This is a genomic window from Paraburkholderia sp. BGA-UO-ETr-F21, assembly GCF_059567925.1.
The window spans coordinates 303,939-323,884 of the sequence record NZ_JCAQOY010000040.1 but is presented as its reverse complement, the minus strand read 5'-3'; the positions used below and the strand labels follow the sequence as shown (position 1 = coordinate 323,884).

The window sequence follows — 19,946 nt, the reverse complement described above, 5'->3', positions numbered from 1 at the left end:
CCTCGGAGTGAGGCCTCGGAGTGAGACGCTGAACCGAGGCGCGAAGGTGAGCAATCGCCGCGCTTCTGGCCCGCTCCAACTTCCCCGCCCTGCGCCGCGCGGCGCTTTTCCCTAGAATAGCGAGTCCCCAGCCCGTCCTGCGCGCCCAGCCGCCCTCCATGTCCACGCCGACTCCGCCCGCCCTCGCGCCCACTACGCCCAGCGCGCCTTCGCCCCGCTCGCTCACCGTGATGCTGTGGGTCGTCGCCACCGGCTTCTTCATGCAGACGCTCGACTCGACCATCGTCAACACCGCGCTCCCGGCAATGGCGACGAGCCTCGGCGAGTTGCCGCTGCGCATGCAATCGGTGGTGATCGCCTATTCGCTGACCATGGCCGTGATGATCCCGGTATCCGGCTGGCTCGCCGACAAATTCGGCACGCGCCGCGTGTTCTTCAGCGCGATCCTCGTGTTCGCGGTCGCGTCGTTGTTGTGCGCGAACGCGCACACGCTGAATCAACTCGTGGCCTTCCGCGTCATGCAAGGCGTGGGCGGTGCGATGCTATTGCCGGTCGGACGCCTCGCGGTGTTACGCACTTTTCCGGCTGAGCGCTATTTGCCGGCGCTCTCATTCGTGGCGATTCCGGGCCTCATAGGACCGCTAATCGGCCCCACGCTCGGCGGCTGGCTCGTGAAGATCGCATCCTGGCACTGGATCTTTCTGATCAACGTGCCCGTGGGCATCGTCGGTTGCATCGCTACGTTCATCTTCATGCCGGACAGCCGCAACGAGCACGTCGGCAAATTCGACATGAAAGGCTACTTGTTGCTGATCGTGGCCATGGTGGCGATTTCGTTCGCACTCGACGGCCGTACCGAATTCGGCATTCAGCACGCCACGGTGCTGGTGCTGCTGATCCTGAGCCTCGCCTGCTTTGTCGCCTACGGCTTGCATGCGGTGCGCGAGCCTTCGCCGATTTTCTCGCTCGACCTCTTCAAGATCCACACGTTCAGCGTCGGCCTGCTCGGCAATCTGTTCGCGCGAATCGGCAGCGGCGCGATGCCCTATCTGATTCCTCTGCTATTGCAGGTGAGTCTCGGCTATAGCGCCTTCGAAGCCGGCATGATGATGCTGCCGGTGGCGGCCGCGGGCATGGCATCCAAACGTCTCGTGACCACGTTGATCATCAAGTACAGCTACCGGCGCGTGCTGATCATCAACACAGTTCTAGTCGGCTTGACGATGGCAAGCTTCGCGCTCACCTCCGCGAACCAGCCGCTGTGGCTGCGGCTCGTGCAACTGGCATTCTTCGGCGGCGTCAACTCGATCCAGTTCACCGCAATGAACACGTTGACGCTCAAAGACCTGGGCACCGGCGGCGCGAGCAGCGGCAACAGCCTCTTTTCACTGGTCCAGATGCTGTCGATGAGTCTGGGCGTGACCGTGGCCGGCGCCCTGCTCGCCACGTTTACAGGCCTGTTGCCGCGTGTGACGGCCGCCAATTCGCTGCCCGCGTTTCACGCGACGTTCCTGTGTGTCGGCATCATCACGGCAGGCTCGTCGTGGATCTTTGCGCAACTGTCGCCGGACATCCGCACGCCCGCGAAAAAGACCGATCCGTCCGAACGAACCTGATACGTGTCGCCCCAGCCGCGCGCTCCGCCGCCGACCCTCAAAGGGGCGCGGGCCGCACCAGCGAAGTGCGAATCGTCGCGTTCGCGCCCGCGCTGGCGCACAATCGTCTTATCTGAGTGTGACAGTCGGGCATGCGTGCTGTGTTTCCAGACGCGCATAGTTCTTGCTCGCCTATCCTGTAAACTGACGCTTTGCGCGTGCGGACTCATGTCGAGCATGCAGGCGCGCCGCCACCCCACACGACTGACATGATGAGCATGATCGAACTCGATCCTCCCGGTTTCCAGCCGCCGCGCCCAATGGCCGGCGACGAGGGTTCCCGGCGCACCGTTCTGTACGGCGGCTACACTGTTTTCAGCGTGTTCCAGCCGGTTTTCTCCGTGTCGCACCGGCGCGCGATCGGTTATCACGCGTCGCTGCGCGCCCGGGACGAACACGGGTTGCAAGTGCCGTCGCACGAGGTGTTCACACAGGCCGCGCGGCGCGGCGATCTGCTCGAACTCGGGCGGCTCGCTGAATCACTGCATCTGGGCAACTTCAACGCGTTCGACAGCCACGACGAATGGCTCTTTCTGAGTCTTCACCCGGCCGCACTGATGGACACCAGTTACGGCGACGCGCTGCTTGCCGGCCTCAAGGCGCTCGGCCTGCCGCCGCAGCGCGTGGTGCTGGAAGTTTCCGAACAGGCGGGCGGCGAAACCACGCGCTTTGCCGAAATCATCGATGCGCTGCGTAAATCCGGCTTTCTGATCGCGCTCGACGGTTTTGGCGCGAAGCATTCGAACATTGACCGCGTGTGGAATCTGCGGCCGGACATCGTCACGCTCGACCGCTGCATTCTCGCGCAAGCCAGCGAACACTCGCACATTGAGCGCGTACTGCCGGGCCTCGTCTCGCTGCTGCACGAATCTGGCCAACTGGTGCTGATGGGCGGCCTGAGCACCGAACGCGACGCGCTTATTGCGCTCGAATGCAACGTGGACTTCGTGCAAGGCGCATTCTTCGCTGGTCCGAGCGTCGAGCCGGTCAAACCGCAAGCGGCGGCCGGCTTGATGGACTCGCTCTCCGCAGCGCTACGTGAACGGGTCGGCGCACGTGAGCGCGCACAATCCGCGCGGCTCGCACCGTACGTTACCGCGCTCGAAACGGCAGCCGCGCAACTGGTGGCCGGCGAGTCTGTTGCGCAAGCCACCGCCTCACTCCTCACGCTCGGCGAGACGGCACGCTGCTTTGTGCTGGACGGATCGGGCCGGCAGATCGGCGACAACGTGCTGCCGCCAGGGCGCGCCTCGCAACGCGCCAAGCGCTTCCGCCCGCTGCTGCATTCGGAAGGCGCGAGTTGGGAGCGCCGGCCGTACTTTATCCAGGCGATGCGCATGCCCGGTCAGGTGCATCTCACCCCGCCCTACCTGTCGATCAACGAAGCACACCTGTGCGTGACTGCCTCGATCGCCGCGCACACGCCGACTGGAACACAGGTGCTATGCGTGGACATCAACTGGGAAGTCGCGGCCCACCGAAATTGAGGTCACGGCGGTCTGCTGGATCCGCGCAAGCAGTTGCCTGACCGCTGCGCGGCCCAGCATGCGGTTAATGGCACGCAAGCGCGCCGCGCTAGTCACCACGCGCATGGCGATGATTCTTGTGGAGCCGTCCGCAAGGCTATTCGTGGACACGTCGAGGACCCCCACGACCTCGCCCTCGAAGAACAGAGCGACACACAATGTGCCCGCGACCGACACCGTCCCGGCGTTGCTAGCACGCTCGACCAGCGACGTTACCGTGTCCATCCACCCTGCCACTGCCGTTTCCGAGGTGCCGACCGGCGCGTCGCTGAAGACCTCCGGCGCGTCACTAAAGAGCCGCAACAGGCCGGCTCGATCCTGCGCCTCCAGCGCCGCGCGCAAGCGCTCCACGATCTGTGCATGCGCGGCCGGATCAGGCCGCTCAACCGGGGCACCCGCCCGTTGCAAACGCGCCTTGGCCCGATGGACGATCTGCCGGCAGGCGGCCGGCGAGCGCTCGAGAATGGCCGCGATCTCCGCATAGTCGCAGTCGAAGGCTTCGTGCAGCACGAACGCCGCTCTTTCGTCGGGCTTGAGGCGCTCCAGGAGCAGCATCACGCCATACGACATCTCCGCTGCACGCAAGGCCAATTCCTCTGCCGAGAGCGCGACCTCGTCGAGCCACGGTTCCGGCAACCAGCCCGCGGCTTGCGACGCGCGTTCGCGCTGCACGTGCCGCAGCCGGTCGATCGCCGCGCGCGTGGTGATCGTGGTGAGCCAGGCAACGGGTGTCTGCACGTCTCGCGTGTCCGCGAGGTGCCATTTCAATCCTACGTCTTGCACCACGTCTTCTGCTTCGGCGCGGCTGCCGAGCATTCGGTAGGCCAGCGCAAACAGGCGGGCACGCGCGGCCTCGAAACTGGATGCCTTCTCGATTGCTTGTTCCGTCATGTATAGACCTCCAGTTCGTGCGTGGTGTAAAGCGCGCGGCGCGCTGCCTGCGAACTTGTCCGGGCGCGCACCAACAACGTCATTCTTTTCATCTTGACGGCTGGGCATCGAACGATGTGACAGCTTCGCGTAGAAAAATTTCTGTCACGTCGCCCATTGCCGCGCCGTCATAGGGACAACAACCAGCGCAATGAATGCGCTGGCGCTCCTGCACCCGCCGTCACCCATGCGGCATAAACGAGGTCGACATGCATTCCAGCTATCCAGCCATCACCGGCCTTGGCCTGGTGCCAACCGTGATCGAACAATCCGGCCGCGGCGAGCGCGCTTATGACATTTATTCGCGTTTGCTGCGCGAGCGCATTGTGTTTCTGGTCGGGCCCGTGAACGAGCAGTCGGCCAGTGTGATCGTCGCGCAACTGCTGTTTCTGGAATCCGAGAATCCCGACAAGGATATTTCTTTTTACATCAATTCGCCGGGCGGTTCCGTGTACGACGGCCTCGCGATCTACGACACCATGCAGTTCATCAAACCGGAGGTGTCCACTTTATGCACGGGCTTCGCCGCGAGCATGGGAACCTTTCTACTCACCGCCGGCCAGCGTGGGAAGCGGTATGCGTTGCCAAACGCACGCATCATGATTCACCAGCCGTCCGGCGGAAGCCAGGGCACGGCCGCAGACGTCGAAATTCAGGCGAAGGAGGTGCTTTATTTGCGAGAGCGCCTGAATACCATAATGGCTGAGCGCACCGGGCGCAGTATCGAGGAAATCGCGCGCGACACCGACCGCGACAATTTTATGTCGGCACATGCGGCCCGGACTTATGGTCTCGTCGACGAGGTGCTGGAAACGCGCGCGGCGCTCTCTACTACGTCGCTTTTACACGAACGCTAGTGCGGTGGTCCCGTGGTCCCGTGGTCGAGCCATCGCGCCGTGTCGGACCGCTGCGCCGAACCGTTTCGGCACTGCGCGTGCCGCAGCGTAAACCGCGCTGAAAAAACCCTTGGAAAACGTCGCAAGGAGTGTGGGCCGGTGCGGGTTCGCACCGTCCGCATCAGTGCGAGTGGAACACAAAAGCTGATCACCTCCGCTGGAATCGCTATCATGGTCGCGATTCGTCGAATTTGACGATCGCTTCAATGGAGATATACATGGCGTCATCCAACGAAACCGTCAGCATGGCGCTATTCTGCGACTTCGAAAACGTCGCGCTTGGCGTGCGCGATGCGAAATACGACAAGTTCGATATCAAGCTGGTGCTCGAACGGCTACTGCTCAAGGGCAGCATCGTCGTGAAGAAGGCGTACTGCGACTGGGACCGCTACAAGAGTTTTAAAGGCGCGATGCACGAGGCCAATTTCGAATTGATCGAAATTCCGCACGTGCGCCAATCGGGCAAGAATTCGGCTGACATCCGGCTCGTCGTCGACGCGCTCGACCTTTGCTACACGAAGTCGCACGTCAATACGTTCGTCATCATCAGCGGCGACTCCGACTTCTCGCCGCTGGTGTCGAAGCTGCGTGAAAACGCCAAGCAGGTGATCGGCGTCGGTGTGCAGCAATCCACGTCGGATCTGCTGGTTGCGAACTGCGACGAGTTCTTTTTTTACGATGACCTTGTGCGAGAGAGTCAGCGTACGGTCGCCAAACGCGAGTCGTCGCGTCCGCCACACGCCGCCCAGCCGACGGCCAAACGCGCGCCCGACGAAGAAAAGACTCGCAACAAGGAAGACCTCGAAAAACGCCGTACCAAGGCGGTCGAAATTGCTGTGCAAACGTTCGACGCGCTTGCGTCGGAGCGCGGAGACAGCGGCAAGATCTGGGCGTCGGTGCTGAAGAACGCGATCAAACGCCGCAAGCCGGATTTCAACGAAACGTACTACGGTTTTCGCGCCTTCGGCAATCTGCTAGAAGAGGCGCATGCTCGCGGGCTGCTCGAATTCGGCCGCGACGAGAAGTCGGGCGCATATGTGTATCGCAGTACGGCCGCGAACGTCGCGGGGGAAAATGCGAGCGAAACCACCGAAGCTTCCGAGTCGGCGGAACAGTTGTATGAAGCGCAGGTAGCCGAAGTCGTGAGCGCCGAGTCGGGCGGCAAACACGAGTCGCGCCGTCGTGGGCGAGGCAATCGCAAAGCGGGCCGCGTCCAGCAGGAAGCCGTGCATGAAGAGCGTGTTGCTGTCGAACACCTCGCCAGCTCCCAGACTCAAACGGAAAACCTGCCCACGCAAACGCCGAAGAACAGCGAGTTCATTTTTGAACTACCGGAAGCGCCGATAGCGTCGGCGGAAACTTCCACGGCTGAAGGGGCAGGCGGCGTTGACAGCGGAGCCAACGAGCCGCACGCAGGCGACAAGCAACCCGCGCGCCGCAAAGAGCGCGCCCCCCGCAAGACGGCCGCGAAAAAAGCAAAGAAGGCTGCGCCGAGAAGCATCGAAGATATTCCGGAGATTGCAGCCCCTGCCGAAACGGTGGCCCCTGCCGCCACAGCGGAAGAAGCGGCAGCGCCAGCAAAAAAGACCGCACGCAAAACCGCGGCGCGTAGTCGTCGTCCGCGCAAGTCGGCCGCGACGAGCGACACGCAATGAGGGTCGCAAAACCGGCGCGCTGCGCGCCGGTTTGAAGTGGGTTCAACGCGAAAATGAACGCTCTTGCCCTGAACGGGCGGAACGTGCCCCGCACACGGTGTGATGCGTCGCAACGTGAGTGAACCACGCATCAAGCAATAGGCCGAGTTTGAACTGCATCACTAATCGTCGGGCGGAGGTCCAACTTTTGGAGTGCAGTTCAGTTCGCCGAAACCGAACAGGGCTCTTTCGCACGCGCCCCGAACCGTCACAACCTGCTAACCGCCGACGCTACGTCTCGTCGCCCATGCGAGCAAGCTCGACCGCAACCACGCCGCGCCGCCCCATGTAAGCACCTCCTCCGCTCACAGCAACCCGAACACCGCCACGCCATTGGTCGCGCCCACGTACACCTTGCCGCGCGCGATCATCGGCGTGATGAATTTGTTGCCCGCGCCCCATTGGTCGCGCGTGCCGGCCTGATTGCTGTTGTACAACTCGACGGCAAGATTGCCCGCGTTGTAAGCGTGTAATGCGCCCGTCGTGCCGTTTTCCGCCGCCCAGACGATGCCGTTGCTCGCACCGTTCGCCGACACGGCCGGCGTCGCACCCGGATAAGCGAAGGTAGTCGGACTCTTCGACGCGGCGGTCGTCGCGAGGAACGCCCCCGCGACCGGCAACGCCTTCAGGTTGTCGTTCAGACCGCCGTAATAGACCACACCGTTGTAGTAAGCCGGCGATCCCCAGATGCCGCCCGCCAGCGTGCCGATCAACTCCTGCCAGATGTTGTTGGCGCTCGGGCTGAATTTGCCCATCGCATCACGATCGACGACGTAAATGTGGTTGTCCTTGCCGGCCGCCACCGCGAGATGTTTGACCACCCCGCCCGCTGTTGTCTGGTCCGGTAACACCATCGCGCCTCCCGAGCCAAAATCGTTGTCCGTGCCCGCTTCCTCGACCACGTTGGACATCGCGAAGTAATCGGTCACCTGCAGGTTGCCCAAGGAGAGCTTCATCATAGAGTTGCCAAGGTCGCCGTCGACAGGAAAGCCCTGTGCATTGAGCGTGGTGCCAAACGTACCGTTGCCGTCCACGACATAGAGCGACGTGCCGTCCGACGCCATGCCGGAGCCGGCCATCCAGATCGAGCCCTGACTGCCGTTCGGCGTGATGTTGAGCGCACTGGTCTGTTTCAGCGTGTCGGCGCTATACGCCATCAGCCAGCCGGTGTACGCGCCCGACATGCAGTGCGCGGTCCAACCCATGTAGATGTTGCCGCCAACCAGCGTGAGCGCCGCGCGTTCCGTGTGCAACGAAGGGTTGAAGGTAATCACACCGTTAATGCTGCCTGCGCCGTTACCCGGGTAAGTTGCCGAAATCTCAGTCGGGCCGCCCAGCACTTCAGCGCCGGTCGTCAGATCGAGCGCATGCAGCCGGTGATGGATGCCGCCGCCACTGTCTTTCGTCATGGCCACGGCATACAGCACGCCATTCGCGCCGCGACTGCGGTCGATAACCGGCGTCGACGTAATGCCAATCTCCGGGGTGATGTCCTGGCAACCGCGGTCGTCGCTGGACGTTTCGCCGCTGCCGGTCAACGAGACCTTCCACAGTTGCACGAACGATGTGGCGTCATAGGCGTAGACGCTGTTGTGTTCGGTGACCACGTACACCACGTCGCGCGATGCACCGCCGATCGGCAGGTTCGTGACAAAAAGCGGCTGAGCGTCGACCTTGCCGTCTGCTGCAAGAAACGCGACTTTGCCGAAGTTTGTCGAATTGACGTTCGCCGGCGTGAGCGTAGTCTCGGCGAGCATCTGACCGGTACGGCCGAGATCGTTGTGATGCATGAGGACGTCGGTGGAGTAGGCCGTCGCTGCGGCCGCAGCAGCGCCCGTACTGCTCGTTCCAGTGCCTGTGCCCGTTCCGGCGCTGGTGGTCGAGCCAGTGCCGGTGCTACTCATTCCCGCGCCGGTGCCGCTGGTCCCGGTGCCACTGGTGCCCGTACTGCCCGAACCTGAGCCGCTCGTCGATCCGCTACCACTTCCCCCCGCCGCCCCCGAAGCCGTAGCGGGCGCGCCGCCGCCACCGCCACCGCCACCGCACGACACGAAACAGGTGGCAACGGCGATCAGAGCCACCACTGTCCCTCGGCGGGACCATACGCCCAGCACGGACGTCTCAACGCCAGCTTGCGAGATTCGCATATTCGCCTCGTCTCCTGAACGATGCGACGGTCAGCTCCGCACAACGAACGGTGTGCGTGGAGAAACACGTCGCGTGCCGTAAGAGAGGAGTTCGCCACGTGCGTCTTCCGATCGTTGAATGCGTTGGTTGCCCTTACGGTGGAATAACCGTACGCTGTTTGCAAAGGTGTTTGACGCCATCGTTTCGCCTCTCACCGCCATACATGGCAATACCTGAGGGGAACGCGGCCTGGCTGCAACAGGCGCTGGACGGAACTCGATCAGTAGTACGGATAAGGCGCATACATTACCGGCGGCGGCCCGTAGTAACGGGGCGGCGGAGCAACATATACCGGCTGCGGCGCATAGACCGGCATCTGCGGCTGCGCGATCGTGTTGCCCTTCGATGTCATGCACTGCGCGTACGCTGCGTCGTACCGCGCCTGCATGCTGTTGGCCGAATACTGTGCGCCGTTTGCGCCGGCCGCGCCGCCGAGCAGCAAGCCGCTGCCTGCGCCAATGGCCGCGCCCGCGCCAGCATTGCCCGCCGCCGCGCCGATGAGCGCGCCGACCGCGGCACCGCCCAGCGTGCCCACCGCAGCGCTATTAACGCTGTTCGTAGTCGAACTCTGCGCCGCGCCGGCCGCGTCAGACGAATGGTAGGCGTAGTCGCGGCAACTATAGTCGTCCTGCTGGAACTGATTGAGCGGCTCGCCGCTGCGCGGCAGCGCGACAATGGAAGGACCGCTCGGCGGCACTACCGCACAGCCGCCGAGGAGCGCCAGAGCGACCGCGCCCGCAGGCAGCGCGACGCGTATCGGTTTAAGACTTGAGATCATGGGGGCGCACGTTTCGTCATGAGAGAAACATACGGTAGGCCAATTTGCGTGCGCCTTGTTTACGAGATAGTTACCGTATTTTTACCGCGTATATCGAGATGCGCCGCCGACAGGCTGAAAACGCTTTGAGCGCCTGATAGCCGTTACCAACTGTGACAAAGATGATCCGGCTCGCCACATGCGTCAAAAGGCCCCGTCAGAAGAACTGAGCTGACGGGGCTATTCGACCTATCGGGCGATGTCGAAGCGGTCGAGATCCATCACTTTGGCCCAGGCTGCAACGAAGTCGCGGATGAATTTTTCCTGTGCGTCTTCGCTTGCATAGACTTCGCACAGCGCTCGCAGTTGGGCATGCGAACCAAAGACCAGGTCGACGCGCGTGCCCGTCCATTTGAGCTCGCCGGTCTTGCGATCACGCCCCTCAAACACATCACGGGCGGAGGAAAGCGGCTTCCACTCCGTACCCATATCGAGCAGGTTACGGAAGAAGTCATTGGACAGCGTCTCTGGCCTGTGGGTGAATACGCCGTGCGAATCCTGCCCCGCGTGAACATTCAACGCGCGCAAGCCGCCGATCAGCACCGTCATCTCCGGCGCGGTCAACGTCAGCAATTGCGCCTTGTCGATCAGCAACGCTTCCGCCGGGGCGCGGTACTTGCCCTTGAGGTAGTTGCGAAAGCCGTCGGCAAGCGGTTCGAGCGCCGCGACGGATTGCACGTCGGTCTGCTCCTGCGAGGCGTCCATGCGGCCCGGCGTGAAAGGCACGCTCACCTGATGACCGGCGCTCTTCGCCGCCTGCTCGACGGCGGCGCCACCGGCCAGAACGATCAGGTCGGCCAGCGAAATTTTCTTGCCGCCAGCCTGCGCGCCATTGAACTCGCTCTGGATGCCTTCGAGAACTTTCAGCACCTTCGCCAGCTGCTCAGGCTGGTTCACCGCCCAGTCTTTCTGCGGCGCGAGGCGAATGCGCGCACCGTTGGCGCCGCCACGTTTGTCCGAGCCACGGAACGTGGAGGCCGACGCCCATGCCGTCGACGCCAGTTGCGAAACCGACAGTCCCGACGCGAGAATCTTCTGTTTGAGCGAGGCGATGTCCTGCTCGTTCACCAGCGGATGGTCAACCTCCGGAATCGGGTCCTGCCAGATCAGTTTTTCGGCCGGCACTTCCGGTCCGAGATAGCGGGCGTGCGGCCCCATGTCGCGGTGAGTCAGCTTGAACCAGGCACGAGCGAACGCATCGGCGAGTTGGTCCGGGTTCTCCAGGAAACGTCGCGAAATTTTCTCGTAGGCGGGATCGAAGCGCAGCGAGAGGTCCGTGGTGAGCATCGTCGGGCGCAGCTTCTTCGAGGGATCGTGAGCATGCGGAATCGTTTCGCCGGCATCCTTGGCGACCCACTGATGCGCGCCAGCGGGACTCTTGGTCAACTCCCATTCGTACTTGAAGAGGTTTTCGAAGAAGCCGTTGCCCCACCTGGTCGGCGTGGTGGTCCAGGTCACTTCCAGACCGCTGGTGATCGTGTCGCCGCCCTTGCCCGTGCCGAAGCTGTTCTTCCACCCAAGCCCCTGGTTCTCGAGATCGGCGGCCTCGGGTTCAGGGCCGACGTTGTCGGCCGGACCTGCGCCATGCGTCTTGCCGAACGTGTGACCGCCGGCGATCAGCGCGACGGTCTCTTCGTCGTTCATGGCCATGCGCGCGAAGGTTTCGCGAATGTCGTGTGCCGCGGCGAGCGGATCCGGATTGCCGTCGGGACCTTCCGGGTTCACATAGATGAGGCCCATCTGCACCGCACCCAGCGGATTTTCCAGGTTTCGCCCGCTGGTGTCGCGGCTCACCTCTTCGCCGTGCTTTTCTTCGTCAGCGACGATCACGCCACCGTCGTCGTTGTCGCCAGCTGCGCCTTTGCCATAGCGGACGTCGCCACCGAGCCAGGTCTTTTCATTGCCCCAGTAGACGTCCTGGTCCGGCTCCCACGTGTCCTCGCGACCACCCGCGAAACCGAACGTCTTGAAGCCCATGGTTTCGAGCGCGACGTTGCCGGTGAGAATCAACAGGTCGGCCCAGGAAATCTTCTGCCCGTACTTTTGCTTGATCGGCCAAAGCAGGCGGCGAGCCTTATCCAGGCTGACGTTGTCAGGCCAGCTGTTGAGCGGCGCGAACCGTTGCTGGCCGCGCCCTGCGCCGCCGCGGCCGTCGCCGATTCGATACGTGCCCGCGCTGTGCCACGCCATGCGGATGAACAGCGGGCCGTAGTGGCCGAAGTCCGCGGGCCACCAATCCTGCGAGTTGGTCATCAATGCCGCAAGGTCCTTCTTCACTGCCGCCAGGTCGAGGCTCTTGAACGCCTCGGCATAGTTGAAGCTGCTGTCCAACGGGTTCGACTTGCCGGAGTGCTGGCTGAGCAGATCCAGCCGCAACTGCTTCGGCCACCAGTCACGGTTCGTGGTGCCGCCGCCGGCGGCATGATTGAACGGGCACTTTGCTTCGCTTGACATGCGTTACCTCCTTGGGAGACGTAAACCGGGATGTTCTACTGTGGCGTCAGACCGCCAGGCGCGACCACGATCCGGCGCTGGCGGGTCTGCCTTAAAACTCGTGGTGCGCGCTTTCTGACCTACCGCTGCTGCTCACCCTCGGCACGTGGCCGTGCTGCGACGCAGGCTATCGTGGCGTGCAATTGGACGAGAATGGCTCACCGTTTCAGATCTGTTGGGATCTAAAATATACGTGAGAGTTTCTCGCAATAGAAAGCGTTTCCTGCAATGGTATTGATAGGTCGTGACTATAACGTGGCCACCGGAAAGGCGTTTGCTCGGTGCCAGGATCGAAAACGCCCCGGCCGCAATGAGCACACTGCACGGCAGCACCGATAAGACAACGCCCCCGGAAACGGCACTCCCGCATCATGTGTCGGGTCGGGCCGACGACATGACCGCTCGCCCAATCAAAGCGCATCGTTCTTTCCGGGCAACGCGAAGTGTGCCTGGATGCTCGGCAATCGCTCGCGCTCCCTTGCGAGCCATCGCGCATGGCAAACTGCGTGGATTGCATTAAATCCTGGCGGATCGTCCTGAGCATTTGATTAGGCATCCGATACTTCATTGACGCCCAAACACACGCAAGGCCCGTGCTCCTGCTAGCCCGTTGAACGGCCAAACAGGGAAAAATGCTTTGACGCTTTGTGCGAGATGTCGTCGCCGATCACACCGAATTCGATCGGAAAGCGCATGTAGAAGACGTGCACGTTTTCGGCGCGCACAATATCGAGAAGCTGCTGCGCTTCCGCCTCCGTCACGGCAAGAATGATCTGCACCGGCTGATCGTCGAGTTTGAGCATATGCGCCGCGTGACGCGAACCGGCGTGGCCGATCCCTTCGGCACAATTGATGACGGTCGCGCCGCCGATCCCGAGTCGACGCACCTCATGCAACAGCCATTCGCATACGGTCTGATGGCCGTGCTTCCGGTTGTGTTCCGTATAGAACGTCAGTTGATAGCCGTTCATCGTGCCTCTCCGCTGCCGGACGCGGGGTCGCGCCCCGCTTGATTCATTCTAGTCTATCGCCCACGCGACACACGAGCATGCCCGGCACTGTCGCGCCCGCGCGGCGACCGGTGTCTCTGCAGGACATCGGCATAAAAGCGGACGCTACTCGCCGCCCTCTTGTGCGTCTGCGCCAAGCACTTCGTATTCGATGGGACAACGCGTGTAGAAGAGGTGAACACCGCCATGCCGCAGGCTATCGAGTAGTGCGTCGATGCAATCATCCGCCGCCGCCACCGTGACGACCACCGGTTGGTCGACCAATTCGAAAAAACGCGCCGCGTGGTACTTGCCGTGCGCGTCGATGCTTTCGCTCACTTCGATCACCGTCGCACCCTCGATGCCGGCCGCCTTCGTCCTTTCGAGAATCCAGTCGACGATGGTCATGTGGCTCTTGCGGTGGCTCTGGTTGGCTGCAAACAGCGTCAGTTGACTGCCTTTCATGAGGAACTCCGATTGGGCTCCATGAGAGCATGCAGAATCGTCGTTTCGTGCGGAACGCCGCGACCAACTACGACTTCCTGATCGACGCAACTCGCAGACTTCAACCGTCGATTCTCTCGACACTCATACTACCCCCCGAGCAACCGCCTCGCTCGAATGCCGTGTGAAATGAATCGTGTGACACCAATTGTGTGAAACGAATCGCGGGCACAAAAAAGCCCTCTCGCGGAGGGCTTTCATATTGGCGACAGTTTGCAAAGCTTATTGCGGCAGACCGCATCAACCTTTGCTCAACCGCAAACTCACGCGAAGTTCTTCGACGCGAATTCCCAATTGACGATGTTCCAGTACGCTTCGACGAACTTCGGACGCGCATTGCGGTAGTCGATGTAGTAAGCGTGTTCCCACACGTCGATCGTCAGCAGTGCTTTCGCGTCGGTGGTCAGCGGCGTGGCGGCGTTGCTCGTCGACACCAGGTCGAGCGAACCGTCAGCCTTCTTCACGAGCCATGCCCAACCCGAGCCGAACGTGCCGACTGCGGTCTTGGCGAACTCTTCCTTGAACTTCTCGAACGAACCCCACTTGGCGTTGATCGCTTCAGCCAGCGCGCCGGTCGGAGCACCGCCACCTTGCGGCGACAGGCTGTTCCAGAAGAACGTGTGGTTCCACACTTGAGCCGCGTTGTTGAACACGCCGCCCGATGCCTTCTTGACGATTTCCTCGAGCGACAGGTTCTCGAACTCCGTGCCCTTGATCAGATTGTTCAGGTTGGTCACATAGGTCTGGTGATGCTTGCCGTAGTGAAACTCGAGCGTCTCTTCCGACATGTTCGGAGCGAGTGCGTTTTTCGCGAACGGCAGCGGCGGGAGCGTATGTTCCATGGTGCTTTCCTTCTGTCTGTATCTGTTGTGGGGGAGTCTGCGGATAACGCTTTAGAGCACTCGATTGTAGGCGAGTTGGAAAAACCCCGCAAACCAACGGACTTTATGTCCGGCATCGGCGAACATGCCGCACACATAGCGTGATTAATGCCTTCGCACACGGTGTGCCCGATCGTTGCCATCGTCAAAAAGTACGTCCGCTCACACCGTCGGCGAAGTGTCAGAAACCGTCCGTCAGGCGCGGCTGCACATCCGCGAGCGCAATGTCCGCGCTGCCTTCGGCGAGATGCACCGTCAAACGCCGCCCCGGCTTCAACGACGACGGCGCGCGCACCGCGCGCCCGCTCTGGGCGTCCAGCACGGCAGCATAACCACGCTCGAGCGTACGCTGCGGACTGAGCACTTCGAGACGCGCGGCAAGCGTGTCGATGCGCGCGGTCTGACGTTCATGCTGGCGTAACAAAGCCGCGTTCAGACGCTGCGCGAGATTGCCAATCTTCGCCTGATGCCCGGCGAGATCCGGACGCCAGCGCTGCCAGCGCATCTGTAGCAGCGAAAACCGCGCTCGTGCGTCGCGCACCGGGCGCGCGCCCGCCGATGCGAGCCGCACGCTCAACTGCTGCACATGCGTGCGCTGCCGCGCAAGACGTTCGGCCGGCGACACCAGCCGGCGCGCGAGCCAGTCGAGCTGCTGGGCGCGCCGCTCCATCATGCGGCCGAAGCCGCGTGCGAGCGTCGCATGACGATGGTCGAGCTCACGCAGCAGCAGCACGCGCTGCGGACTCACCAGTTCGGCGGCGCCGGTCGGTGTCGGTGCGCGCACGTCGGCGGCGAAATCGGCAATCGTGAAATCGGTTTCGTGACCGACTCCGCTCACCACCGGAATGGCGCTTTCCGCAATCGCGCGCGCCAGGACTTCTTCGTTGAACGCCCACAGGTCTTCGATCGAGCCGCCGCCACGGCAGACGATCAGCACATCGACTTCGCGCCTTGCGTTGGCGGCATCGACCATGGCGGCGAGCTTGGCGCTCACGCCCACACCCTGCACCGGCGCCGGATAGACGATCACCGGAATGTGCGGCGCGCGGCGCGACAGCGTGGTCAGGACATCGCGCAAGGCCGCGGCCTGTAACGATGTGACAATGCCGATCGCGCGCGGATGAGGCGGCAACGCGCGTTTTCGCTCGGCGGCAAAGAGACCCTCAGCTTCGAGCTGCGCTTTCAGCCGGAGGAACGCTTCGTAAAGACGCCCCTGCCCCGTGCGCCGCACCGCTTCCACATTCAATTGCAGTTCGCCGCGCGGCTCGTACATCGTCACCAGCGCGCGCACTTCGATGCGATCGCCTTCGCGTGGCGTGAATTCGGCGTATTGCGCCCGCCCGCGGAACATCACGCAACGCATCTGCGCCTGCGCGTCCTTGATCGAGAAATACCAATGGCCGCTTGCGGCGCGGGTGAAGTTGGACACTTCGCCGGCAACCCAGACGAGCGGAAACGAGCGTTCGAGCATCGTGCCGATCGCGCGATTAAGCGCCGAGACGGGAACGACGACTTCACCGCCGGGCGCGGCCGACGAGGAAAAAGGGCTTTCGGGATTCATGCGAGGAATAGGGGTGGCTGGCCGGACAGACGATAGACCGAGCGGCCATCGCCGTCCAGCGTGGCGCTCGAATTGTTAAAAGTGTCCACATGGCGGGACCTGCCAGACGAATCCCGCCAGACTGCCCGCGCAAGCGCATGAATTCAAAGCATGTCGTTGATTTATATGGCGTTTACATCTCACCAAAGAGAATGATTACCGATCACGAGCGCGCGGACCGGCACTCTCCGCTCATCGGATGGCAGGTTCTCCACAAAGTTATCCACAGGCGGTGCCCGACATCGTCAGGGTCGTTTCGACGCGCGCCGCCCCGCAGGCGACTTGCCGGGCGGGACGCACGCGCGCTAGAGTGGCGGGTTCGACGGCATGCCGAACGTCCTCGCGGCGTCCGGCATTGCGGCGCCCTCGCCCTGTGCCGCCCCTGTTTCGCCTTTGGCCTCATTCTCGACAGTCCGGAGAACCGCGTTGATGCTTGCCCCGCGTTTTGCGCCTAGCTCCTTCATGCCGCCGTCCCGGCGCTTTCCGACGGGCGGCGCGCCGTTCGTCCGTGCGACCCGCCCATGAGCGAAATTCACAACCGTCTCGAAGCACGCCTCGCGCGCGAATGGCAGCAGCGTGGCCCGCTTGCATGGGCGCTGACGCCGTTCGCCTGCGTGTTCGGCGCGATCGCCGCCGCGCGCCGCGCCGCCTTTTCGTTCGGCTGGTTGAAATCGGTTCGCGTCGGTGTGCCCGTGGTGGTGGTCGGCAATGTGACCGTCGGGGGTACCGGCAAGACGCCCACGGTGATCGCGCTCGTCGAAGCGTTACGCGCCGCGGGCTTCAAGCCCGGTGTGGTGTCGCGCGGTTACGGCGCGCGCGTGACGAGCCCGACACGGGTCACGCCCGCATCGGCGGCGAGCGTGGGCGGCGACGAGCCGCTGCTGATCGCCCGCCGTACCGGCGCGCCGGTCTGGGTCTGTCCGGATCGCGTGGCGGCCGCGCAGGCGCTGTGCGCCGCGCACCGCGAAGTCGACGTGATCGTGAGCGATGACGGCTTGCAGCATTACCGGCTCGAACGCGACGCCGAACTGGTCGTGTTCGATCACCGGCTCGGCGGCAATGGTTTCCTGCTGCCGGCCGGCCCGCTGCGCGAGCCCTTGTCGCGCCGCCGCGATGCGACGCTCGTCAATGATCCTTACGCGCGCACGCTGCCCGCGTGGCCGAACACCTTCGCGTTGAAACTCACGCCCGGCGACGCGTGGCATCTGGACAATCCCGCGTTGCGCCGACCGCTCGCGCAATTCAGCGGCGATCGCGTGCTGGCCGCGGCCGGCATCGGCGCGCCGGAGCGTTTTTTCGCCACGCTGCGCGCCGCCGGCCTGACGCCGGCCACCCGCGCGTTGCCGGATCATTACGCGTTCGAACGCAATCCTTTTACCGACGTGGACGCCGACGCCATCCTGATAACAGAAAAGGATGCGGTAAAATTAGGGTCCTGGCACGACGCGCGCATCTGGGTAGTCCCGGTCGAAGCCGCGCTCGATCATCGCCTCATCGCATTAGTTGTGGAGAAAGTCCGTGGACGCTCGCCTGCTTGAAATTCTCGTCTGCCCGATCTGCAAGGGCCCGCTCAGCTACGACCGCGCCGCGCAGGAACTGATCTGCAACGCAGACAAGCTCGCCTATCCGATCCGCGACGGGATTCCCGTCATGCTCGTCGACGAAGCGCGGCAAACCGTGGAAGGCACGCCGGTCGATCTGAATCCGGGTTCCGTGGCCTGAAGCCGGGCCGACTCGCACCGGGCGGCCGCCATGCGGGCGCCCCTTGTGTTTCGATCCGCATCCGCCGTCTTTCCGGTCCGCGCCCTTGCAGTTTGCGCGGCCACCTTCCCGCGGTTTCATCGCCGCCCGCCGTTCCGCCCGTCTCTGCGCCTGTCCTGCCGATGACCCACGCCAACACCACCACGCCTCCGTTCATCGCCGTCGTCCCGGCCCGGCTCGCCTCGACGCGTCTGCCCAACAAGCCGCTCGCCGATATCGGCGGCAAGCCGATGGTGGTGCGGGTCGCGGAACGCGCGCGCGAATCGGGCGCGCAGCAGGTGCTGGTCGCCTCGGACGCGCAAGCGGTGCTCGACGCCGCCCGCGATCACGGCTTCGAAGCCGTGTTGACGCGCGCGGACCATCCGTCCGGCACGGACCGCCTCGCGGAAGTCGCGGCGCAATTCGGCTGGAGCGACGACACGATCGTGGTCAACGTACAGGGCGACGAGCCGCTGATCGATCCAGCGCTCGTGTGCGGCGTGGCGTCGCACCTTGCGGCGAGCAGTGGTTGCGCGATCGCCACTGCTGCCCACCCGATCACCGACCCCGCCGAAATTTTCAACCCGAACGTCGTCAAGGTCGTGCTCGACGCGCGCGGTATCGCGCTGTACTTCTCGCGCGCGCCGATTCCCTGGGCACGCGACGCGTATCAGCCGCACTGGCCCAATGTCGCGTCGATGCCCACTCCGCCCGCGCCCGCGGTGGTTCATCGGCATATCGGCCTGTACGCGTATCGCGCGCAATTCCTGCGCACCTACCCGAGCCTCGCGATCTCGCCGATCGAACAGGTCGAAGCGCTCGAACAACTGCGCGCGATGTGGCATGGCGAGCGGATCGCGGTGCTCGTCACCCACGACGTGCCGCTGCCCGGCGTCGACACGCCCGCCGATCTCGCGCGCGTGCAGGCTTTATTCGGGTCTTGAGCGCAAAAACCCATGGCATAATCGGACGGTTGTGCGCGCCTCCCGAGACAAATGAGGTTCAGGGTTTGCCCGGTCGCGCCGTTGCGGTCCTGCAGCGCCGTTTCTTTAACGTGCAGCGCGAGACTCGTACCGGCGCCGACGCGGAGCCCTTCGAGACATCGTGGGACGGCTGCAGCGCCACCAAAGAATTCACATAGATCTGGAGATAGCACATGCGTTTGATCCTATTGGGTGCGCCCGGCGCGGGTAAGGGCACTCAGGCGACCTTCATCAAGGAAAAGTTCGGCATTCCGCAAATTTCCACCGGCGACATGCTGCGTGCGGCCGTCAAGGCAGGCACGCCGCTCGGCCTCGAAGCGAAGCGCTTCATGGATGCCGGCGAACTGGTCACGGACGAGTTGATCATCAACCTGGTGAAGGAACGTCTGCAGCAGGCCGACTGCGCGAACGGCTATCTGTTCGACGGTTTTCCGCGCACCATTCCGCAAGCCGAGGCGATGAAGCAGGCCGGCGTCGCGATCGACTACGTGCTGGAGATCGACGTGCCGTTCGACGAGATCATCTTGCGTATGAGCGGTCGCCGCTCGCACGCCGCGTCGGGCCGTACTTACCACGTCAAGTTCAATCCGCCGAAAGTGGAAGGCGTGGACGACGTAACAGGCGAACCGCTGATCCAGCGCGACGACGACAAGGAAGAAACGGTCAAGAAGCGTCTGGAAGTGTACGAGGCGCAAACCAAGCCGTTGATCGAGTACTACAACACCTGGGCGAAGAATGGCGATTCGTCGACCTCGTTGAAGGCGCCGCAGTATCGCCGCATTTCGGGGCTCGGCAGCGTCGAGGAAATTCGTGAACGCGCATTCGAGGCATTGAAGTAAGCGCGTTGTCGTTTGCGTTTGTTTCAATAGGACCCGCCCTTGCCGGCGGGTTTTTTATTGCATTGCGCGGATGCAGTGCCCGTTCTCTGCGCGCTGCACCCCGTATTACTTAGCGATCCATAATGGTTTGCTTTCAGCCCGTCGCGCTTTCCGCGTTGCAGCATAGTCGTTACAATCGATCATCGAAAAAATATTCGATCTAGACACTACTG

At 63.1% G+C, this 19,946-nt stretch carries 16 protein-coding genes; 8 read left to right on the top strand and 8 right to left on the bottom strand.

The features are described 5' to 3' along the window. Positions 1-158: 158 nt before the first annotated feature. Both mdtD and AC57B1_RS33835 read left to right on the top strand, forming a co-directional pair. Positions 159-1,616 (top strand): multidrug transporter subunit MdtD, encoded by a 1,458-nt coding sequence (gene mdtD, locus AC57B1_RS33840; RefSeq protein WP_408351475.1) that lies wholly within the window; start codon positions 159-161, stop codon positions 1,614-1,616. A gap of 251 nt (positions 1,617-1,867) precedes the next feature. Beyond that, the gene (locus AC57B1_RS33835) at positions 1,868-3,142 is read left to right on the top strand and encodes an EAL domain-containing protein (RefSeq protein WP_091801047.1); all 1,275 of its coding nucleotides are present in this window, start codon (positions 1,868-1,870) and stop codon (positions 3,140-3,142) included. Here AC57B1_RS33835 and AC57B1_RS33830 read toward each other — a convergent pair. Beyond that, positions 3,098-4,072, bottom strand: a complete 975-nt coding sequence (locus AC57B1_RS33830) for a sigma-70 family RNA polymerase sigma factor (RefSeq protein ID WP_496419891.1) — start codon at positions 4,070-4,072, stop codon at positions 3,098-3,100. The two genes, AC57B1_RS33835 and AC57B1_RS33830, sit on opposite strands and share 45 nt — an antisense overlap. Positions 4,073-4,320: 248 nt before the next feature. On the opposite strand from AC57B1_RS33830, the gene clpP reads away from it, so the two are divergent. Continuing rightward, positions 4,321-4,968 carry an ATP-dependent Clp endopeptidase proteolytic subunit ClpP gene (gene clpP / locus AC57B1_RS33825; protein ID WP_408351481.1) on the top strand — a complete coding sequence of 216 codons (648 nt, stop codon included), beginning with the start codon at positions 4,321-4,323 and terminating at the stop codon, positions 4,966-4,968. 257 nt (positions 4,969-5,225) lie between these two features. Next, positions 5,226-6,662, top strand: coding sequence for an NYN domain-containing protein (locus tag AC57B1_RS33820; RefSeq protein ID WP_496419890.1), 1,437 nt, complete (start codon positions 5,226-5,228; stop codon positions 6,660-6,662). Between the two features lie 344 nt (positions 6,663-7,006). Here AC57B1_RS33820 and AC57B1_RS33815 read toward each other — a convergent pair whose 3' ends face one another. From AC57B1_RS33815 to xseA, 7 genes are all read right to left on the bottom strand, one after another. Continuing rightward, complete coding sequence (locus tag AC57B1_RS33815) at positions 7,007-8,848, bottom strand: pyrrolo-quinoline quinone (RefSeq protein ID WP_496419889.1); 1,842 nt, start codon at positions 8,846-8,848, stop codon at positions 7,007-7,009. 260 nt (positions 8,849-9,108) lie between these two features. After that, a complete protein-coding gene (locus AC57B1_RS33810; protein WP_408351490.1) occupies positions 9,109-9,666 on the bottom strand; it encodes a glycine zipper family protein in 558 nt (185 codons plus the stop codon). Positions 9,667-9,894: 228 nt separating this feature from the next. After that, positions 9,895-12,159, bottom strand: a complete 2,265-nt coding sequence (katG, locus tag AC57B1_RS33805; RefSeq protein WP_496419888.1) for a catalase/peroxidase HPI — start codon at positions 12,157-12,159, stop codon at positions 9,895-9,897. Between the two features lie 641 nt (positions 12,160-12,800). Next, positions 12,801-13,169 (bottom strand): DUF190 domain-containing protein, encoded by a 369-nt coding sequence (locus AC57B1_RS33800; RefSeq protein WP_496419887.1) that lies wholly within the window; start codon positions 13,167-13,169, stop codon positions 12,801-12,803. A gap of 144 nt (positions 13,170-13,313) precedes the next feature. Next, positions 13,314-13,652 (bottom strand): DUF190 domain-containing protein, encoded by a 339-nt coding sequence (locus AC57B1_RS33795; RefSeq protein WP_496419886.1) that lies wholly within the window; start codon positions 13,650-13,652, stop codon positions 13,314-13,316. 302 nt (positions 13,653-13,954) lie between these two features. Further along, on the bottom strand, positions 13,955-14,533 hold the full coding sequence (gene sodB / locus AC57B1_RS33790; protein ID WP_408186054.1) for a superoxide dismutase [Fe]: 579 nt from the start codon (positions 14,531-14,533) through the stop codon (positions 13,955-13,957). A gap of 220 nt (positions 14,534-14,753) precedes the next feature. Further along, a complete protein-coding gene (gene xseA / locus AC57B1_RS33785; protein ID WP_496419885.1) occupies positions 14,754-16,133 on the bottom strand; it encodes an exodeoxyribonuclease VII large subunit in 1,380 nt (459 codons plus the stop codon). A 560-nt stretch (positions 16,134-16,693) separates the two neighbouring features. On the opposite strand from xseA, the gene lpxK reads away from it, so the two are divergent. The 4 genes from lpxK (at position 16,694) to adk (ending at position 19,734) form a co-directional block, all read left to right on the top strand. Further along, positions 16,694-17,710 carry a tetraacyldisaccharide 4'-kinase gene (gene lpxK / locus AC57B1_RS33780; RefSeq protein ID WP_091799583.1) on the top strand — a complete coding sequence of 339 codons (1,017 nt, stop codon included), beginning with the start codon at positions 16,694-16,696 and terminating at the stop codon, positions 17,708-17,710. Beyond that, a complete protein-coding gene (locus AC57B1_RS33775) occupies positions 17,691-17,894 on the top strand; it encodes a Trm112 family protein (protein WP_007180583.1) in 204 nt (67 codons plus the stop codon). The genes lpxK and AC57B1_RS33775 overlap by 20 nt, the downstream gene beginning before the upstream one ends. Positions 17,895-18,055: 161 nt before the next feature. After that, complete coding sequence (kdsB, locus tag AC57B1_RS33770) at positions 18,056-18,856, top strand: 3-deoxy-manno-octulosonate cytidylyltransferase (protein WP_091799580.1); 801 nt, start codon at positions 18,056-18,058, stop codon at positions 18,854-18,856. A gap of 212 nt (positions 18,857-19,068) precedes the next feature. Then, positions 19,069-19,734: an adenylate kinase gene (gene adk, locus AC57B1_RS33765; RefSeq protein WP_091799577.1), complete on the top strand. Its 666-nt coding sequence runs from the start codon at positions 19,069-19,071 to the stop codon at positions 19,732-19,734. The last annotated feature ends 212 nt before the right edge of the window (positions 19,735-19,946 follow it).

Bases quoted from the DNA above. Each gene is read 5' to 3' on its own strand.
- mdtD (WP_408351475.1), top strand. From the start codon at position 159: ATGTCCACGCCGACTCCGCCCGCCCTCGCGCCCACTACGCCCAGCGCG.
- AC57B1_RS33835 (WP_091801047.1), top strand. From the start codon at position 1,868: ATGAGCATGATCGAACTCGATCCTCCCGGTTTCCAGCCGCCGCGCCCA.
- AC57B1_RS33830 (WP_496419891.1), bottom strand. From the start codon at position 4,072: ATGACGGAACAAGCAATCGAGAAGGCATCCAGTTTCGAGGCCGCGCGT.
- clpP (WP_408351481.1), top strand. From the start codon at position 4,321: ATGCATTCCAGCTATCCAGCCATCACCGGCCTTGGCCTGGTGCCAACC.
- AC57B1_RS33820 (WP_496419890.1), top strand. From the start codon at position 5,226: ATGGCGTCATCCAACGAAACCGTCAGCATGGCGCTATTCTGCGACTTC.
- AC57B1_RS33815 (WP_496419889.1), bottom strand. From the start codon at position 8,848: ATGCGAATCTCGCAAGCTGGCGTTGAGACGTCCGTGCTGGGCGTATGG.
- AC57B1_RS33810 (WP_408351490.1), bottom strand. From the start codon at position 9,666: ATGATCTCAAGTCTTAAACCGATACGCGTCGCGCTGCCTGCGGGCGCG.
- katG (WP_496419888.1), bottom strand. From the start codon at position 12,159: ATGTCAAGCGAAGCAAAGTGCCCGTTCAATCATGCCGCCGGCGGCGGC.
- AC57B1_RS33800 (WP_496419887.1), bottom strand. From the start codon at position 13,169: ATGAACGGCTATCAACTGACGTTCTATACGGAACACAACCGGAAGCAC.
- AC57B1_RS33795 (WP_496419886.1), bottom strand. From the start codon at position 13,652: ATGAAAGGCAGTCAACTGACGCTGTTTGCAGCCAACCAGAGCCACCGC.
- sodB (WP_408186054.1), bottom strand. From the start codon at position 14,533: ATGGAACATACGCTCCCGCCGCTGCCGTTCGCGAAAAACGCACTCGCT.
- xseA (WP_496419885.1), bottom strand. From the start codon at position 16,133: ATGAATCCCGAAAGCCCTTTTTCCTCGTCGGCCGCGCCCGGCGGTGAA.
- lpxK (WP_091799583.1), top strand. From the start codon at position 16,694: ATGAGCGAAATTCACAACCGTCTCGAAGCACGCCTCGCGCGCGAATGG.
- kdsB (WP_091799580.1), top strand. From the start codon at position 18,056: ATGACCCACGCCAACACCACCACGCCTCCGTTCATCGCCGTCGTCCCG.
- adk (WP_091799577.1), top strand. From the start codon at position 19,069: ATGCGTTTGATCCTATTGGGTGCGCCCGGCGCGGGTAAGGGCACTCAG.